Here is a 15,397-nt window from a genome sequence, read left to right as displayed (position 1 = left end):
CCCGGGGGGTATATGTCATGATGGTTCTCACACACCCCACCAACAAGAAATTCTGGAGTGATCCCCTCATGCTGCTGCACCGTTTCTATGACGAAGACCTCGCCCAGGCCAGCTACTTCATCGGCTGCCAGGCACAGAACACCGCTGTTGTCGTCGACCCCCGTCGCGATATCACCGACTACCTCGAACTGGCCGAGCATCACGGCATGACCATCACCGGTATCACCGAGACCCACATCCACGCCGACTACCTCTCCGGCACCCGGGAACTGGCCGCCGCCACCGGCGCTGACATCTACGTTTCCGGCGAGGGCGATGAGGACTGGCAGTACGGTTTCGATGGCACCCGCCTCTACGACGGTGACACCATCAAGATCGGCAACATCACCATCGAGGCCAAGCACACCCCGGGCCATACCCCTGAGCACCTGTCCTTCCTCATCACCGACGGCGCCTTCGCCCATACCCCGGGTTACCTGCTCTCCGGCGATTTCGTGTTCTCCGGTGACCTCGGTCGCCCGGATCTGCTGGATGAGGCGGCCGGTGGCGTCGATACGCGCTTCGGTGGCGCCAAGCAGCTGTTCGCCAGCCTGAAGAACGTCTTCCTGACGCTGCCGGACCATGTCCAGGTCTACCCCGCCCACGGTGCAGGATCCGCCTGCGGCAAGGCACTCGGCGCACTGCCGTCGACCACCGTCGGGTACGAGCGCACCTACGCCTGGTGGGCCCCCTACCTGGAGAACGACGATGAGCAGGGCTTCATCGACGAGTTGCTCGCCGGTCAGCCCGATGCCCATGCCTACTTCGCCCGGATGAAGCGTCAGAACAAGTCCGGCCCGGCCATCCTCGGCTACCCGCTGGCACCACTGCCGGAGTTCACCGGCTCAGCTATCGCCACTGAGGTTGAGGCCGGCGAGAAGATTGTCGTCGACACGCGTCACCACAGTGAGGTCCACGAGGGCACCGTCAACGGCGCCGTCAACGTCCCCGGCCTCAACAAGGCCGCCACCTACTCGGCGTGGGTCTTCGACCCGGAGACCGACACCGGTCGCCTGGTTGTGCTCGCCGCCGATGAGGAGGAGGCCGCGGCCTACCGCGATCACTTCATGCGCGTCGGCATCGATGAGGTCGATGGGTTCATCACCTCCCTCGACGGCCTGCCGATGAGCACCCCGGAGGTCCTGCCGCAGGACAAGCTCGAGGGCTTCGACCGCGCCATGCTGCTGGATCTGCGCAACAAGACCGAGCACGCCGACGGCCACATCCCCGGATCCACCCAGCTCTCCGGTGGCCGCGTCCTGTGGAACCTGGACCAGCTGCCCGCCAAGGACGACACGATCGTCACCTACTGCCAGTCAGGTGTCCGTAACTCCGTCGCGGCCTCCGCCCTCCGACGCAAGGGTTACACCATCGTCGAGCTCGAGGGGTCCTACCTCGGCTGGCTGGCCCACAACAACAAGTAACCACCCTCGAACCCGGAAACCCCCACACAGATAGGAATCCCCACACCCATGACGGCTCCAACGACCACCATCACCTCTCTCGAAGCAGAGGACCTCAAGGCACGACTCGCCCGCAATGAACAGCTGATCATCATCGATGTACGCACCCCGGCGGAGTTCGAATCACTGCATATCCGCGGCGCCTACAATGTCCCGCTGTCCATGCTCGCCGAGCACACCGCGGAGTTCGCCTCCCGTTTCCAGGACGGTGTGGTCCTGGTCTGCCAGTCCGGCATCCGTGCGGAGGAGGCCCGCGAGCGGCTCGCATCCGCAGGTCTGGAATCCGCCAGTGTGCTCGCCGGTGGTACCGCAGCCTTCGCCGATGCCGGTGGTGATGTCGTGCGTGGGAAGAAGCGGTGGGCGATGGACCGTCAGGTCCGCATGGTCGCAGGGTCCCTGGTCCTGGCCGGGTTCGTCGGTTCCCGCACGCTTGCCCGGCCGGTTGGTTTCCTCTCCGCCGCCGTCGGTGCCGGCCTGACCTATTCCGCGCTGAGCGATTCCTGCATGATGGCCAACGCCCTGTCGAAGATGCCGTGGAACAAGACATCGGTCACCCCGACTCTCGAAACCACCGTCAACAACATTCCGGTGGCCACCGGCGCGGTCACCCGTTCCTAGATCCATATCCGTGGGCTGAGACCCGGCCCCCGTCCCCCAAGAAAGGGCAGGAAGAATGAGTATCCTCCTCGCAGTTGTTGTCCTGCTCGCCACCCTGGTCGGGCTCAGCCTCGGACTCCTCGGCGGCGGCGGCTCCATCCTCACCGTTCCACTACTGACCTATGTCGCCGGTATGGACGCGAAGGAGGCCATCGCGGCGTCGCTGTTCGTGGTGGGCACCACCTCCGTGGTCAGCACCATCGCCCATGCCCGGCGCGGCAATGTACAGTGGCGCACCGGGTTGATCTTCGGTGTGGCCAGCATGGCCGGCGCCTTCCTCGGTGGTCTGCTCGGTGGATTCATCCCGAGCGTGATCCTCATGCTCGCCTTCGCGCTGATGATGATCGCCACGGCCACCGCCATGCTGCGCGGCCGGAAGCAGCGGGCCGACACCGGGGAGAAGACGGCCCTGCCCCTGGGCAAGATTCTCGCCGAGGGCCTGGCGGTCGGCCTGGTCACCGGTCTGGTCGGTGCCGGCGGTGGGTTCCTGGTGGTTCCCGCCCTCGCGCTGCTCGGTGGCCTGCCGATGCCGGTCGCGGTGGGCACCTCCCTGCTGGTCATCTCCATGAAGTCCTTTGCTGGACTGGCTGGTTACATGACCTCGGTCAGTCTCGATTGGCCGCTGGTGCTCGCGGTGACGGGTGCCGCCCTGGTCGGCGCACTGATCGGTGCCCGCCTGACCTCGGTGGTGCCGGAGCAGGCACTGCGCAAGGGCTTCGGTGTGTTCGTGCTGGTCATGGGCGTGTTCATCCTCTACCAGGAGCTCCCCGCCCCCTGGGGGCTGGTGGTGGTCGGCGTGGCAGCGCTGCTCGCGGTCGCCGCCTTTGCTTATCGACGCCTCACCCCCGCCCCACAACCGGTATCCAGCTAACCTACAGTATTTTAGGCACAACCGGTCAGCAGCGCGGTGGCGTAGGACGTGAGCACGGTGGCGGTCACCAGCCCCAGGACGATCAGATGCGCGGAAGTCACCACCGCCGCAAGATAACCACGCCTGCCGGTGGCCGGATTCACCAGGTGTGGGATGCGGTCGGGGCCGGCGGCGAAAAGTGAACCGGTGGCTCCCCCAGCGGGTACCGTCCGTTCACCGAGTACCAGGAGGGCGCGGACCAGGGCGGGGGTTCCGGCGCGTCGACAAGCACGCTCGTCGGCTGCCAGCTCCAGGTAGGACGGCAGCGCGGCGGCCGACTCCCGGATGAACGGCACCCGGTGCAGGTAGGTGTTGATGCTGGCCACCAGGTCCAGGAGCAGGTGATGCCGCTGGCGCAGGTGGGTGGCCTCGTGCTCGATCACCGCGGCCACTTCATCATCATGGAGGCGGTCAAGGGCCGCCGTGGACAGTGCGATACCACCCTGACGGGCGGGGAAGGCCAGCGCCCAGGGGCGGGCATCAGCCACGACGGCGACCTCCTGACCACAGATCCGCCGGCGGGTCGATCCCTCCAGGACCACGGCGGCCATCCGCCCGGAGCGGGTGACCCGCGCCCGGTAGTCCACGGCGATGCCGAGTGCCCCGAGCACACCGACCACCACGGGAACGATGACCAGGACGGCTGCGGGGATCCACGTCCCGACGGGGCCGACGGCGAACGGGCTGGCTGCCGCCAGACACTGCTGGCACACCTGCGAGGCCCCGGCCGGCAGAATCACCGGTCCGGATACCACCCAGGCCAGGACCAGACCGAGGGACAACACCGCCGTGGGCCAGATCAGGATGCCGCCCACCAGCAGGGTGATGGCCACACGCGGTGCCCTGGCCAGCGCCGGGGCGGCTCTGCGGAGGAAGACCGGCCCGGCCACCCCCACGACGCCGAGCATGACCACGACGGCCATCACCCACCACACTGACACCCCGGTCATGGTTGCCCCTCCTGCCGCTGCAGGTAGTCCAGGAGCAGGGCGCGGTCGGACTCCCCCATCGAATCGACGAAGTGGAGGATCGAAGCGGTCCGGTTGTGGCTTGCCTCGAGCACCTGGCCCATGACCCCGGCGGTGTATTCCTCCCTGCTCATCCGCACGGCATGTCGGGCTGATCGTCCATCCTTGACCACGGTGACCATCCCTTTTCGCCCCAGGTGGCGCAGGACGGTCGCGATCGTGGTGTAGGCGGGATCAGCCGGGAGATACCCGATGACCTCCCGCACCGTCAGCTCCCCGTGATCCCAGAGGATGCCCATCACCTGTTCCTCCAGTGGCCCCAGGGAGGGGATCTCCCGCATTTGTGCCATCAGTTCCGGTCCCCCGTCCGGGTGGGAACAGGGCAGGACACCTGTCCGCGGAGTCGCCAGATCAGAGCCACGCCGGTGAGGACCAGACCACCGAGCGCCAGATAGGGCTGGACGGGGGCAAACCAGGTCAGCGCACCGGAATATCCCAAGGCCAGGAGGGCGAGCTTGTTGCACACCGGGCACCCGACGGCGAACCAGGCGAGCATGCCGCCCGCCACCCCCATCCGTCCGGATCGCTGGTCGCCGGGGTCCGGGGGATCTTCCTGTGCATCCGGTTCCCCGGGGGAGACATAGGTGGCGATGAGCATGCCGGAGAAGATCGATGTCAGGATCCACACCGGATAGTTCCACCACACCGGTGGGATATCGCGCCCGAACAGGGGATTCGGGATGAGCACGCTGGAGATGCCGATGAGAACCCCGACCCCCACCGCAGCCACCACCGCGATGAGGATATGGTGTGGGGTCCACAGGGACAATGCGCGGAGAATCTCCGGACGTGTGCGGTCTGGCCGTTCAAGGACTGGGACTGCCGTGTTCTGCATGGTGTCCAGACTGCCACAGATCGACTACCCCACATAGTCGACTATGCAACTTAGTCGACGATGTGACATAGTCGCTGTAGCCTTGCATCTACCTCCCCCGCGAGGGGGACGAAGGGACAACACATGACCAGAGGATCCGCTACCCGCGCTCCCCGCAGACAGACCTGGCTGGTTCCGGCAGTCGTCATCACCGTCGCGGTGCTCCTCATCGGCACCGTGCTCATCATCAACCGGGGTGCCGGTTCCGCCGGCTCCACCGAGTCCGCGACCGGAACCCCCGCCGTGATCTCCGGCCAGGAACCGACGGTGTATGACCCCACAGAACCGGATTTCACCGTCGTAGAGACCCGGGACGAGGCGGATCCGTTGGCAGTCGGCCCGGTGGACGCACCCGTCGGCCTGGTCATCTTCTCCGACTACCAGTGCCCCTACTGCGCGAAGTGGAGCGCGGAGACCCTGCCCCTGATGCTGGAACACGCCGAGGCCGGGGACCTGCGCATCGAATGGCGCGATCTCAACCTCTTCGGCCCCGCCTCCGAGCGCGCCTCCCGCGCCGCCTACGCCGCCGCCCTGCAGGGCGGGGACGCCTACCTCGACTACCACCACGCCCTCTTCAAGGACGGCACCAGCCGGTCCGACAACGAGCTTGACGACGACCAGCTGATCGCCCTCGCCCACACACTCGGGCTGGACACCGAGGCCTTCACCGCCGACTTCACCTCCCCCGAAACAGCCGGGACGGTCGCCGCACATGCCCAGCTCGGCATCACCCTGGGGGTCTACTCCACCCCGGCCTTCATCCTGGGCGGACAACCGATCATGGGTGCCCAGCCCTCCGAGGTGTTTGTCGACGCCTTCGAGACCGCACTCGCCACACAGGGTTAAACCCCATGGATATCGGACTGGTGAGTGCCTTTCTCGGTGGTGTCCTCGCCCTGCTGAGCCCGTGCGCCGCGCTCCTGCTGCCCGCGTTCTTCGCCTCATCCGTGGGGGCCGGGCCACGGCTGCTCCTCCACGGGGTCATCTTCTATGCCGGGCTGCTCATTCTGCTCATCCCGCTGGGCCTGGGCGCGGGCCTCCTCGGCGAGTTGTTTGTCACCCAACGTCAGACCATCATTGTGGTCTCCTCGGTCATCCTGGTGCTGCTGGGCATGGTGCAGATCTTCGGGCAGGGTTTCGACGTCTCACGCCTGCTCCCCGGCGGGTCCACCCTGCGGTCTCGGGCTGGTGTCTCCACCGGCCTGGGTAAGAGCCTTGTCCTGGGGATGACCAGCAGCGTGGCGGGTTTCTGCGCCGGCCCCATCCTGGGGGCTGTCCTGACACTGGCTGCCACCAGCGGAAACAGTGTCTCCGCGGCGCTGATCCTCAGCGCCTATGGGGCGGGGATGGTGGTGCCCCTGATGGTCATCGCCGCCCTGTGGTCCCGGATGGGACAACGAGGGCAGCGCATGCTGCGCGGCAGGGTGTTCACCTTCCTCGGCAGGCAGTGGCACACCACCCCCGTTCTCAGTGGTGGGCTGATCATCATCGTCGGCGTCATCTTCTGGACCACCAACGGACTGGTCGGTGTACCGGAACTGATCCCCGCGGAAACCCAGGCCTGGCTGCAGCAGACAGCCTCCCTGTTCGGCAATCCCCTCATCGACATCGTGGCCATCATCATCGCCGCTGCCGTGATCCTCATCCTGTGGAACCGCCGTCAACGGCACCACCGCAGCACCACCCGGACGGCACCCGAGCGTGGCTGGACCATCGAACGCACACCGAGATGATGTACCCGAGCAACAGTCAAGGCCACTGCCCCCATCAGGGACAGTGGCCTTGGCCTGTTGTTTCATGTGGAGCCGCTTAGGAGAATCGAACTCCTGACCTTCTCATTACGAGTGAGACGCTCTACCGACTGAGCTAAAGCGGCGCGGTGACAACACCGAGTGCTGAGTTTACAACACTCTCTCGGTGTCGCCACAATCAGGGAGCACCAATCAGCCCGGCCGCAGCTACCGCACCTTGTAGGCCTTGCGTAACCGGCCCACGAGAGCGTCCATCGCCACGACGGGCCGGACGTTCTGGCCGAAGTATTCCCGGCTCTTGTTGATGGCGTCGAGGCAGTCCAGCAGCCCCTCCGGGGTGACCTTGGTGGCCAGTTCCGTGGACAGGCCCTCCATGTCGGGGTGGGTCAGGCCCACCTCGGCACCGGAGGCGACGACGAGTGCATCGCGGTAGATGCCGGCCAGGTCGATGAGCGCCAGGTCGAGTGCATCGCGGAGGAAACGGGTGCGGCGTTTCTTCTGGTTGTCCTCCAGTGCCTTGAGCTGGCCGCCGGTGCCCTGCAGTGCCTTGTGCACACCCTTGCCGCGGGAGCCCATGCCGAGGGAGGTCTCCAGTTTCTCCCGCTCCTGCTCCTCCAGCGGTTCGAGGGTTTCCACCATCTCCTTCTCAATGCCCTTGATCAGGGAGTTCACCGCCTGGAAGGCCTGGTCGCCGTGGAAGATGAGTTCGGAGAGGTTGAGGATGTTGGCGCGGCGGACCTGGACCTTCTGGTTGTGCACGAGGTGCCGGGCACGCCCGATGTGCCCACCCGAGGAGGCGGCGGCCAGGCGGGCATCGTCTTCTGCCACCCCGCCCTCGCTGACGAGGATGCGGGTGACCTGCTCGATGGTGGGGGTGGGTATGTAGACGTGCCGGCACCGGGAACGCAGGGTCACCATGATGTCCTCCGGGTCGGTGGAGGGTGCGCACAGGATGATGATGGTGCGCTCCGGTGGTTCCTCCACCGTCTTCAGCAGGGCGTTGCCGGCGGGTTCGGTGAGGCGGTCGGCGTTTTCCAGGATGATCACCCGCCAGTTGGACACCGTGGGCAGGCGGGCGGCATCGTCGACCACGGTGCGCATCAGGTCGATGCCGATGGACAACTCATGGGGTTGGATGAACACCACATCACCGTGGGTATCGGCCAGGGTGGCCCGGCAGTGTTCGCACCGCCCGCAACCCACCTCATCAGGGTCGGAGCACACCAGGGCGGCGGCGAAGGCCCGTGCCGCAACGGAGCGGCCGGATCCGGGTGGGCCGGTGAACAGCCAGGAGTGGGTGAAGGTCGAATCCCTCGCGGTCCCCGCGTCACCGGCCCCAGCACCAGCCCCACCGTCGCGCGCGATCTGGCGGGCGGTGGTGGCGGCGTCGATAAGCGTCTGCACAACCGCGGGTGGGCTGGCCAGATTGTCGAAGACACGGGAGTTACTCACAACGTCCACAGTAATAGGTTGGCACTGCCGGTCTCATGTCCGCAGTCACGATAGAGTATTGGGCATGAGTCGACTGCTTCAGGCACTGAAATGGCTGTGGGGCACTTCGTGGCCGCTGTACGCTGCGACGGTGCTGGGCACCAACGTTCTCGGCGCGCTCGCGATCATGCTGTTTGTCCGGTATCTGATCCCGCATCCGACCGAGGCCAGTTTCGACTCCGACATCTCCTACCTGCCGGTTGTCGGTGGTGTGTATCTGGTGTTCGCGGTGCTCGTGGGCATCCTCGTGACGTTTCTGATGTTCCGCCCGGTGCTGGACTGGCAACGCCACCCCGATGAGCATGATCCGAACATGGTGCGCAACCTGGTGATGCGCATCCCCATCTACCAGGCGATCCTGTGTGCGGTGGTGTGGTTCATCGGCATCATCATCGCCACGGCCATCGCCGCCACCATGTCCACGCCCCTGGCGGTGATCGTGTTTGTCTCCACGATGCTGGCCTGCGCGGTGGTGTCCCTGCTGACCTTCCTGGAGGCTGAACGCCTGGTGCGTCCCGTCGCGGCCACGGCCCTGGCGCGGCGCTATGAGGATTCCACCCTGGAACCACCGGTGAGCCAGCGCCTGCGGATGACATGGGTGCTCACCATCGGTGTGCCGGTGCTGGGCATCCTGCTGATGATCCTGGGATACAACTCCGGCATCTTCGGCGATGACGCCTCCGTGATCCTGCCGGCGATCATCTCCCTGGCACTCGCCGCGATGGTCACCGGTTACTTCGGCACCAGTCTGGCGGTGGCGTCCGTGGTGGATCCCATCCTGGAACTCCAGGACGCCATCGGCCGGGTCCGGCGCGGTGACAACGATGTGCAGGTGGACATCTACGACGGTTCCGAGATCGGCGTGCTGCAGGCCGGTTTCAACGAGATGATGCGTGGCCTGCGCGAACGCCAGCGTGTACGCGACCTCTTCGGCCGTTATGTCGGTGATGAGGTGGCCCGTCGCGCGCTGGAGGAACGACCGACCCTGGGTGGTGAGGACCGCAAGGTCGCCGTCCTGTTCGTCGACGTCATCGGTTCCACCACCTTCGCCGTCAACCACGCCCCGGAGGAAGTCGTGGAGGCGCTCAACGAGTTCTTCGAGCGTGTCGTCGAGGTGATCCACCGCAACAAGGGTGTGATCAACAAGTTCCAGGGCGATGCCGCACTGGCCATCTTCGGCGCTCCCCTGCCACTGTCCGACGCCACCGGCCACGCCCTCGCCGCCGCCCGCGAACTACGCATCGAACTCAAGGACCTGCAGCTCAAGGCTGGTATCGGCGTGGCGGCCGGCCATGTGGTCGCCGGTCACATCGGTGGCCACGACCGTTTCGAGTACACCGTCATCGGCGACGCCGTGAACCAGGCCGCGCGCCTGACGGAGATCGCCAAGACCACCCCGGGCCGCACCGTCACCAATGCCGCCACCCTGCGCGAGGCCAATGAGGCCGAACAGGCCCGCTGGACCCTGATGAAGTCCGTCGAGCTGCGCGGCCGCGGCGAGATGACCCAGCTGGCCCGCCCCATCCGGGCGACCCTGGCCGACCGGTCCTGAACAGAGCTTGTCGACGCCCGACAGCCCCCGCCGCCTATCGAACCTGCAGCCTAATCCGCAGGGTGCGATATAGGTGCCATTACTGCAGCTCAACCACCATCGGGGGTGGTTAGCCTGCCTGTTCTATCAGCTCTCTTCCACCCCGGTCATGTCCGGTGCGACTCCTACATTGATCAGTGAGACATCAACCCGCCCCCTCACAGATCAGGAGCCCCAAGCCATGACCACCCCATCCCCACCCGACAACGCCGCACCGAAGAAGAAGAAAGGTGGCTGCATGAAGTGGGGCGCCGGCATCGTCGGTGTCATCGTCGCCATCAGCATCTTCTCCAGCCTCGGCGATGGCAGCGATGACACCACCACCGCCTCCATGGACCGGGATGTGACCACCTCCGTCACCCGGTCGGTGGAGAATCCCGACAACCCAGCCACAGAGGCAGCCCCTGCGGCAGCTCCGGTGGCTGCGGAACCGGATGACTCGGTGCCCACCGAGTACCGGTCCGCCCTCCGCCAGGCCGATACCTACGCCAACTCCATGCACATGTCCCGGCAGGGACTCTACGACCAGCTGACCTCACCCTACGGTGGGCAGTTCACCGCGGAGGCGGCGCAGTACGCGGTGGATAATGTCGAGGCCGACTGGAATGCCAACGCCCTGAAGAAGGCGGAGTCGTACTCCGACTCGATGCACATGTCCAAACTGGGTGTCTATGACCAGCTCATCTCATCCTATGGAGAGCAGTTCACCCCGGAGCAGGCCCAGTACGCCATCGACACCATCGACGCGGACTGGAATGCCAACGCCCTGGAGAAGGCACGCAGCTACCAGGAGAACATGAACATGTCCCCCGGTGCGATCTATGACCAGCTCATCTCATCCTACGGAGAGCAGTTCACCGCGGCGGAAGCCGATTTCGCCATCGCGAACCTCTAACCCCACCCCGGCAACGGACCTCGGCACCATGGACGGTGTCGCGGTCCGTTATTGCATGCTCAGGTCAGTGGTGGGTGCGGGGGAAGAGGCCGTCGATAAGCAACAGCTGCGCCACCGTGTAGGTCCCCATGACCGCGGCGTCGGCGACCCGCGCGGCCGGGGTTCCCGCTGTCAGGAGGGCCTCTCGGACAAACAACACCGCATCGGAGATGAGGAACAGGTTGCCCCCCATGCCCGAGCCCATAGGTGGCGGGTTCACCCGGATTGATGAGGGCGGGATCATCAGCCAGCACCGAGGTGGTGGCCAGCAGTCCGCCGTAGCCAAGCACCACCGGCAGCAGTCCCGGTGCCTTCCTGGCTGCCAGCGCGGTGGCCGCGGCGAGTGGCACCGCACGGATGGCCACACGGGTGGTGCTGGGGCGGGCACCACGGTTGAGCAGAAGGTAGATATAGGCCGCGTGGTTGGCGGCGAAACCGGTGGCCCCGGCCCGGATGTTACCCGGTTTCATCAACGCCAGGTCCCCTGCCCAGCCACCGGCCAGGCCGATCATCCCGACAGTTTTATCCGGGACCCCGGAACGCCACACGCGGCCGGCCAGCAGGGGCATGAGAGCGGGTTTGGTGGTCTCTTTGAGCCGGGACCACCCCAGCAGTGACGCCAGGGTGTTGGTATCCGCGGCCACCAGGTAGGCGGCCCGCTCAGGTTCGCGACCCGCCCGACCAACCGCGGTGACCAGGGCCCGGACACCCTGCCGGGTGCGGTCGATGAACCCCGTCACCGTCTACGACTGCTTCCTGGAACCGGCCTTGACCACGCGCTTGGTGGTCTGGGGTGCACGCTTGGCGGTGGTCTTCTTGGCCGTTGTTTTCTTCGCAGTCGTCTTCTTGGTGGTCTTCTTCTTGGTGGTCTTTTTGGTTGTCTTCTTGGTGGTCTTCTTCGCGGCACCACCGTCGGCGGCTTCCTTCGCCCGACGCTCAGAGAGCAGCTCATTGGCGCGCGCGTCGGTCAGCGACTCCGGCACATCACCCTTGCGCAGGGAGGCATTGGTGATGCCATCGGTGACATAGGGGCCGAAGCGGCCGTCCTTGACGGTCATCGGCTTACCGGAGACATCATTGTCACCAAGGGTCTTCAGCGGTGGCTGCGCGGCGGTGCGGCCACGACGCTTCGGCTCGGCGTAGATGCGGCGTGCCTCGTCGAGGGTCACCGTGAAGATCTGCTCTTCACTGCTCAAGGAACGCGAATCGGTGCCCTTCTTCAGGTACGGACCATAGCGGCCGTTCTGGGCGGTGATCATCTCACCATCGCTGGGATCCACACCCACCTCCCGTGGCAGCGACAGCAGCTTGAGGGCCTCCTCGAGGGTGACCGTGGCGGGTTCCATGCCGCTGAACAGCGAGGCGGTCGCCGGTTTGAGAGTCTCCTCCACCAGCTGGTTGATGCGCTTTTCCTTCTGGGTGGCCGCGGTCTTGGTCTCCCAGTTCTTCGCACGCATCCCATCGGCGGCGCGCTGTTCATCCTCGGCCTTGCGCTCGGCGGCGACAACCTTCTCGGCCTCCGCCTCCGCGCCGGCGCGCTCATCCTCGGTGACCTGCTCGGTGACATAGGGGCCGAAACGCCCCTCCTTGGCCACGATCATGCGGCCGTTAGCCGGGTTGATGCCCAGTTCACGCCCACCCTGCGGGGTGGCGAACAGTTTCTCCGCCACCTCGAGGCTGAGCTCATCGGGGGTGGTCTCCTCCGGGAGGTTGGCGCGCTGGTACTCCGGCTCGCCCTCGGGGGTGGTGCCCACGACACGTTCGATGTAGGGGCCGTACCGGCCGACACGGACGAAGACGGGGCGGCCCTGTTCGTCGTCGAAAAGCTTCAGGGAGTTCACCGACCGGGCGTCGATCTGCTCGAGGTTCTGGTCCACCAGGGCCTTGAGACCACCCTGGCGGGCGACGGATTCCGCCATGGAATCATCGGCCTCGGCATCACCGAAGTAGAAACCGCTGAGCCACTCGGTGCGGCCCTCGCGGCCGGCGGCGATGTTGTCCAGCTCATCCTCCATGGAGGAGGTGAAGTCATAGTCGACCAGGGAGGTGAAATTGGCCTCCAGCAGGCCGACCACGGCGAAGGCAACCCAGGACGGCACCAGCGCATTACCACGCGAGTAGACATACCCACGGTCCTGGATGGTCTTGATGATGGAGGCATACGTGGACGGACGCCCGATGCCGAGGTCCTCCATCTTCTTCACCAGGGAGGCCTCGGTGTAGCGGGCCGGCGGGTTGGTGCTGTGGCCATCGGCGGTGATATCCGTGGCGGTCAGGGCATCACCCTCGGTCAGGCGCGGCAGACGCTTCTCGGCGTTGTCCGCGACATCGCGACCATCGGCGGTGGGGGTGGTCTCCACATAGGCACGCAGGAAACCGGGGAAGGTCAGGGTGCGGCCCGTTGCAGTGAACTCGGTCTTCTCCCCCGAGGTGGCGGCACCGGCGATGGTCACCTTCATGGAGGTACCCTTGGCATCCGCCATCTGGGAGGCGACGGTGCGCTGCCAGATCAGCTCATAGAGCTTGAACTCCTCCGCATCGAGCTGACCGTGCAGCTGACCGGGGGTGGCGAAGGTTTCACCGGCGGGGCGGATCGCCTCGTGGGCCTCCTGGGAGTTCTTCACCTTGCGGTCATAGGTGCGCGGGGTGGGTGAGACATACTCACTGCCGTAAAGCTCCAGGGCCTGGGCACGCGCCGCCTTGAGGCCCTGCTCCGACAGGGAGGTCGAATCGGTACGCATATAGGTGATGTGACCGTTTTCGTACAGCCGCTGCGCGATGCGCATGGTGCGCTCGGAAGTGAAGTGCAGTTTACGGCCGGACTCCTGCTGCAGGGTGGAGGTCATGAACGGCGCGTAGGGGCGGCGGGTGTACGGCTTCTCCTCCACGGAGGCCACCGACATCTCCTGCCCCTGCAGCGCCTCAGCCAGTGCCTCGGCGCGCTGCTTATCCACCACGACCACATCGGAGATCAGCTCACCGCGGTCGTTGAAGTCGCGGCCCTGGGCCACACGCTGGCCGTCGATGGTGGCCAGACGTGCACTGAAGGTGGAGGGGTTGTCCGCATCCGCCTGCGCGGAGGAATCAATGCGGAACTGGGCGGACAGATCCCAGTAGTCCGCGGAGATGAACGCCATGCGCTCGCGTTCCCGCTCGACGATGACACGGGTGGCCACCGACTGGACACGACCCGCCGACAGGCGTGGCATGACCTTCTTCCACAACACCGGGGAGACCTCATAACCGTAGAGACGGTCGAGGATGCGGCGGGTTTCCTGCGCATCCACCAGGTTCTCATCCAGCTCGCGGGTGTTCTCCACCGCCGCGAGGATCGCGGGCTTGGTGATCTCGTTGAACACCATGCGGCGCACCGGCACCTGGGGCTTGAGCACCTCGAGCAGGTGCCAGGCGATGGCCTCACCCTCACGGTCGGGGTCTGTGGCCAGCAGGAGCTCATCGCATTCCTTGAGCTTGGCCTTGAGGTCCGCGACCTTCTTCTTCTTATCCGGGCTGACCACATACAGCGGGGAGAAACCGTGCTCGGTGTCCACACCCAGGCGTGCCCAGGGTTCCTTCTTGTACTTCGGTGGGACATCTGCGGCACCACGTGGAAGATCACGGATGTGGCCGACCGAGGCTTCGACGATGTAGTCATTACCCAGGTACGGCTGGATCTTGCGGGCCTTGGTCGCCGACTCCACGATGACCAGACTCTTCTTCCGCGATCCCTGTTGTTCTGCCACGGGGCTGCATCCCTCTCATTGACTCCAGCGCCCCCTGATGGATTCCGGGACCACTGTTTCTACGTTGTTGTTCACCGACCATCCCCACCCGATGTCAGTCGGGTGCCGGGGTGCCCAGTTCTGTTGAAAAGCATAACCACACAGGTGCAGCTTTCCCTGAATCCGTCACCCCTCATGGGGTTCCCGCGATCCCGGGCCACCACACCGCCACACCATGTACGACGCTCTAGCACGACACCATGCGCGGGGACTGTTCGGCACATTCACCATTGCCCTACACCGTACACAGTATTATCTGGGGCTCCTGCAAACATGAGGAAAGATTCCTCTGGCACACATTACGCACACTTTCCACCCGGCGCGCACGAGTCCCCCAGACTCCCCCGCATCACTTTCCCCCGTGAAATGCGAAAAAACCGGTAACCATGGTTACCGGTTTCTCGATTCAGCTGCGTTTAGACTGCGCGAACAGACTGTGCCTGAAGGCCCTTGGCGCCTTCGCCGATCTCGAACTCTACGAGCTGGTTCTCCTCGAGGGTGCGGAAGCCGTTGCCCTCAATCTCGGAGTAGTGGACGAAAACGTCAGCGGATCCGTCGGAGGGAGCGATGAAGCCGAAGCCCTTCTCCGGGTTGAACCACTTAACTGTGCCCTGTGCCATTTGTCTTACCTTTACTGATTGGAAAAAATACCGGGTTCGATACCCCCGAGTCCCACAGCATGTGGGACATCCGGCGACATCTGGCCGTTGTTGTTCGAACGTCAACAGTTTGAAATGCCGACGCCCGCGTCTATCCTTGCGAGCGTTAAACACTACGCACTGAAACTGCGACCTGCGGACAAGTCTTTCACGTTTCCCCCGCCGGCGATAGTCATATCCAGGTTAAACTTGAGTTTCAGCAGGTCAGCCCCGCTTAA

14 protein-coding genes, 1 tRNA gene and 1 pseudogene are annotated in these 15,397 nt (G+C 65.1%); 7 read left to right on the top strand and 9 right to left on the bottom strand.

Translation table 11 applies throughout. The annotated features are described in order from the left end of the window. The first annotated feature begins 68 nt into the window (after nucleotides 1–68). The 3 genes from CE_RS01845 to CE_RS01835 are packed head-to-tail and all read left to right on the top strand — an operon-like array spanning nucleotide 69 to nucleotide 3,030. Nucleotides 69–1,463: an MBL fold metallo-hydrolase gene (locus CE_RS01845; RefSeq protein WP_035109997.1), complete on the top strand. Its 1,395-nt coding sequence runs from the start codon at nucleotides 69–71 to the stop codon at nucleotides 1,461–1,463. Between the two features lie 48 nt (nucleotides 1,464–1,511). Next, nucleotides 1,512–2,120 carry a rhodanese-like domain-containing protein gene (locus CE_RS01840; protein WP_006770197.1) on the top strand — a complete coding sequence of 203 codons (609 nt, stop codon included), beginning with the start codon at nucleotides 1,512–1,514 and terminating at the stop codon, nucleotides 2,118–2,120. A 55-nt stretch (nucleotides 2,121–2,175) separates the two neighbouring features. Continuing rightward, nucleotides 2,176–3,030 (top strand): sulfite exporter TauE/SafE family protein, encoded by an 855-nt coding sequence (locus tag CE_RS01835; RefSeq protein ID WP_006770198.1) that lies wholly within the window; start codon nucleotides 2,176–2,178, stop codon nucleotides 3,028–3,030. Nucleotides 3,031–3,041: 11 nt separating this feature from the next. Here the strand turns inward: CE_RS01835 and CE_RS01830 are convergent, their stop codons facing one another. The 3 genes from CE_RS01830 to CE_RS01820 are packed head-to-tail and all read right to left on the bottom strand — an operon-like array spanning nucleotide 3,042 to nucleotide 4,932. Next, nucleotides 3,042–4,019: a M56 family metallopeptidase gene (locus CE_RS01830; RefSeq protein ID WP_006770199.1), complete on the bottom strand. Its 978-nt coding sequence runs from the start codon at nucleotides 4,017–4,019 to the stop codon at nucleotides 3,042–3,044. Beyond that, complete coding sequence (locus CE_RS01825) at nucleotides 4,016–4,387, bottom strand: BlaI/MecI/CopY family transcriptional regulator (RefSeq protein WP_006770200.1); 372 nt, start codon at nucleotides 4,385–4,387, stop codon at nucleotides 4,016–4,018. The genes CE_RS01830 and CE_RS01825 overlap by 4 nt, the downstream gene beginning before the upstream one ends. Beyond that, nucleotides 4,387–4,932 (bottom strand): hypothetical protein, encoded by a 546-nt coding sequence (locus CE_RS01820; protein WP_006770201.1) that lies wholly within the window; start codon nucleotides 4,930–4,932, stop codon nucleotides 4,387–4,389. Before CE_RS01820 ends, CE_RS01825 begins: the two co-directional genes overlap by 1 nt. A gap of 123 nt (nucleotides 4,933–5,055) precedes the next feature. Between CE_RS01820 and CE_RS01815 the strand changes: the two genes are divergently transcribed. Together CE_RS01815 and CE_RS01810 are read left to right on the top strand one after the other, a co-directional pair. Further along, nucleotides 5,056–5,817, top strand: a complete 762-nt coding sequence (locus tag CE_RS01815) for a DsbA family protein (protein ID WP_006770202.1) — start codon at nucleotides 5,056–5,058, stop codon at nucleotides 5,815–5,817. Between the two features lie 5 nt (nucleotides 5,818–5,822). Further along, nucleotides 5,823–6,704: a cytochrome c biogenesis CcdA family protein gene (locus tag CE_RS01810; protein ID WP_006770203.1), complete on the top strand. Its 882-nt coding sequence runs from the start codon at nucleotides 5,823–5,825 to the stop codon at nucleotides 6,702–6,704. Nucleotides 6,705–6,771: 67 nt separating this feature from the next. Here the strand turns inward: CE_RS01810 and CE_RS01805 are convergent. Together CE_RS01805 and CE_RS01800 are read right to left on the bottom strand one after the other, a co-directional pair. Beyond that, nucleotides 6,772–6,847: transfer RNA gene (locus CE_RS01805), tRNA-Thr, on the bottom strand. A gap of 82 nt (nucleotides 6,848–6,929) precedes the next feature. Continuing rightward, complete coding sequence (locus CE_RS01800) at nucleotides 6,930–8,174, bottom strand: DNA polymerase III subunit delta' (protein WP_011074924.1); 1,245 nt, start codon at nucleotides 8,172–8,174, stop codon at nucleotides 6,930–6,932. A 64-nt stretch (nucleotides 8,175–8,238) separates the two neighbouring features. Here CE_RS01800 and CE_RS01795 point away from each other — a divergent pair, with 64 nt between their 5' ends. Both CE_RS01795 and CE_RS01790 read left to right on the top strand, forming a co-directional pair. Continuing rightward, entirely contained in the window at nucleotides 8,239–9,765 is a 1,527-nt protein-coding gene (locus tag CE_RS01795; protein WP_006770205.1) for an adenylate/guanylate cyclase domain-containing protein, read from the top strand. Between the two features lie 148 nt (nucleotides 9,766–9,913). Then, a complete protein-coding gene (locus CE_RS01790) occupies nucleotides 9,914–10,699 on the top strand; it encodes an Ltp family lipoprotein (RefSeq protein ID WP_006770206.1) in 786 nt (261 codons plus the stop codon). Between the two features lie 64 nt (nucleotides 10,700–10,763). Here CE_RS01790 and CE_RS15730 read toward each other — a convergent pair whose 3' ends face one another. The 4 genes and pseudogenes from CE_RS15730 to CE_RS01775 all read right to left on the bottom strand — a co-directional run bounded on the left by CE_RS15730 (nucleotide 10,764) and on the right by CE_RS01775 (nucleotide 15,140). Next, nucleotides 10,764–10,931 carry a lysoplasmalogenase family protein gene (locus CE_RS15730; RefSeq protein WP_269208249.1) on the bottom strand — a complete coding sequence of 56 codons (168 nt, stop codon included), beginning with the start codon at nucleotides 10,929–10,931 and terminating at the stop codon, nucleotides 10,764–10,766. Between the two features lie 106 nt (nucleotides 10,932–11,037). Continuing rightward, nucleotides 11,038–11,307, bottom strand: a pseudogene (locus tag CE_RS15725) (lysoplasmalogenase family protein); the annotation flags it as partial. A 174-nt stretch (nucleotides 11,308–11,481) separates the two neighbouring features. Next, nucleotides 11,482–14,481 (bottom strand): type I DNA topoisomerase, encoded by a 3,000-nt coding sequence (gene topA / locus CE_RS01780; RefSeq protein ID WP_006770208.1) that lies wholly within the window; start codon nucleotides 14,479–14,481, stop codon nucleotides 11,482–11,484. A gap of 455 nt (nucleotides 14,482–14,936) precedes the next feature. Further along, nucleotides 14,937–15,140, bottom strand: coding sequence for a cold-shock protein (locus CE_RS01775; protein WP_006770210.1), 204 nt, complete (start codon nucleotides 15,138–15,140; stop codon nucleotides 14,937–14,939). Between the last annotated feature and the right edge of the window lie 257 nt (nucleotides 15,141–15,397).

It is taken from the genome of Corynebacterium efficiens YS-314 (assembly GCF_000011305.1).
GTDB classification, from domain to species: Bacteria; Actinomycetota; Actinomycetes; order Mycobacteriales; family Mycobacteriaceae; genus Corynebacterium; species Corynebacterium efficiens.
The sequence above is the reverse complement of the archived record's forward strand: the minus strand, read 5'-3'. Positions and strand labels throughout refer to the sequence as shown.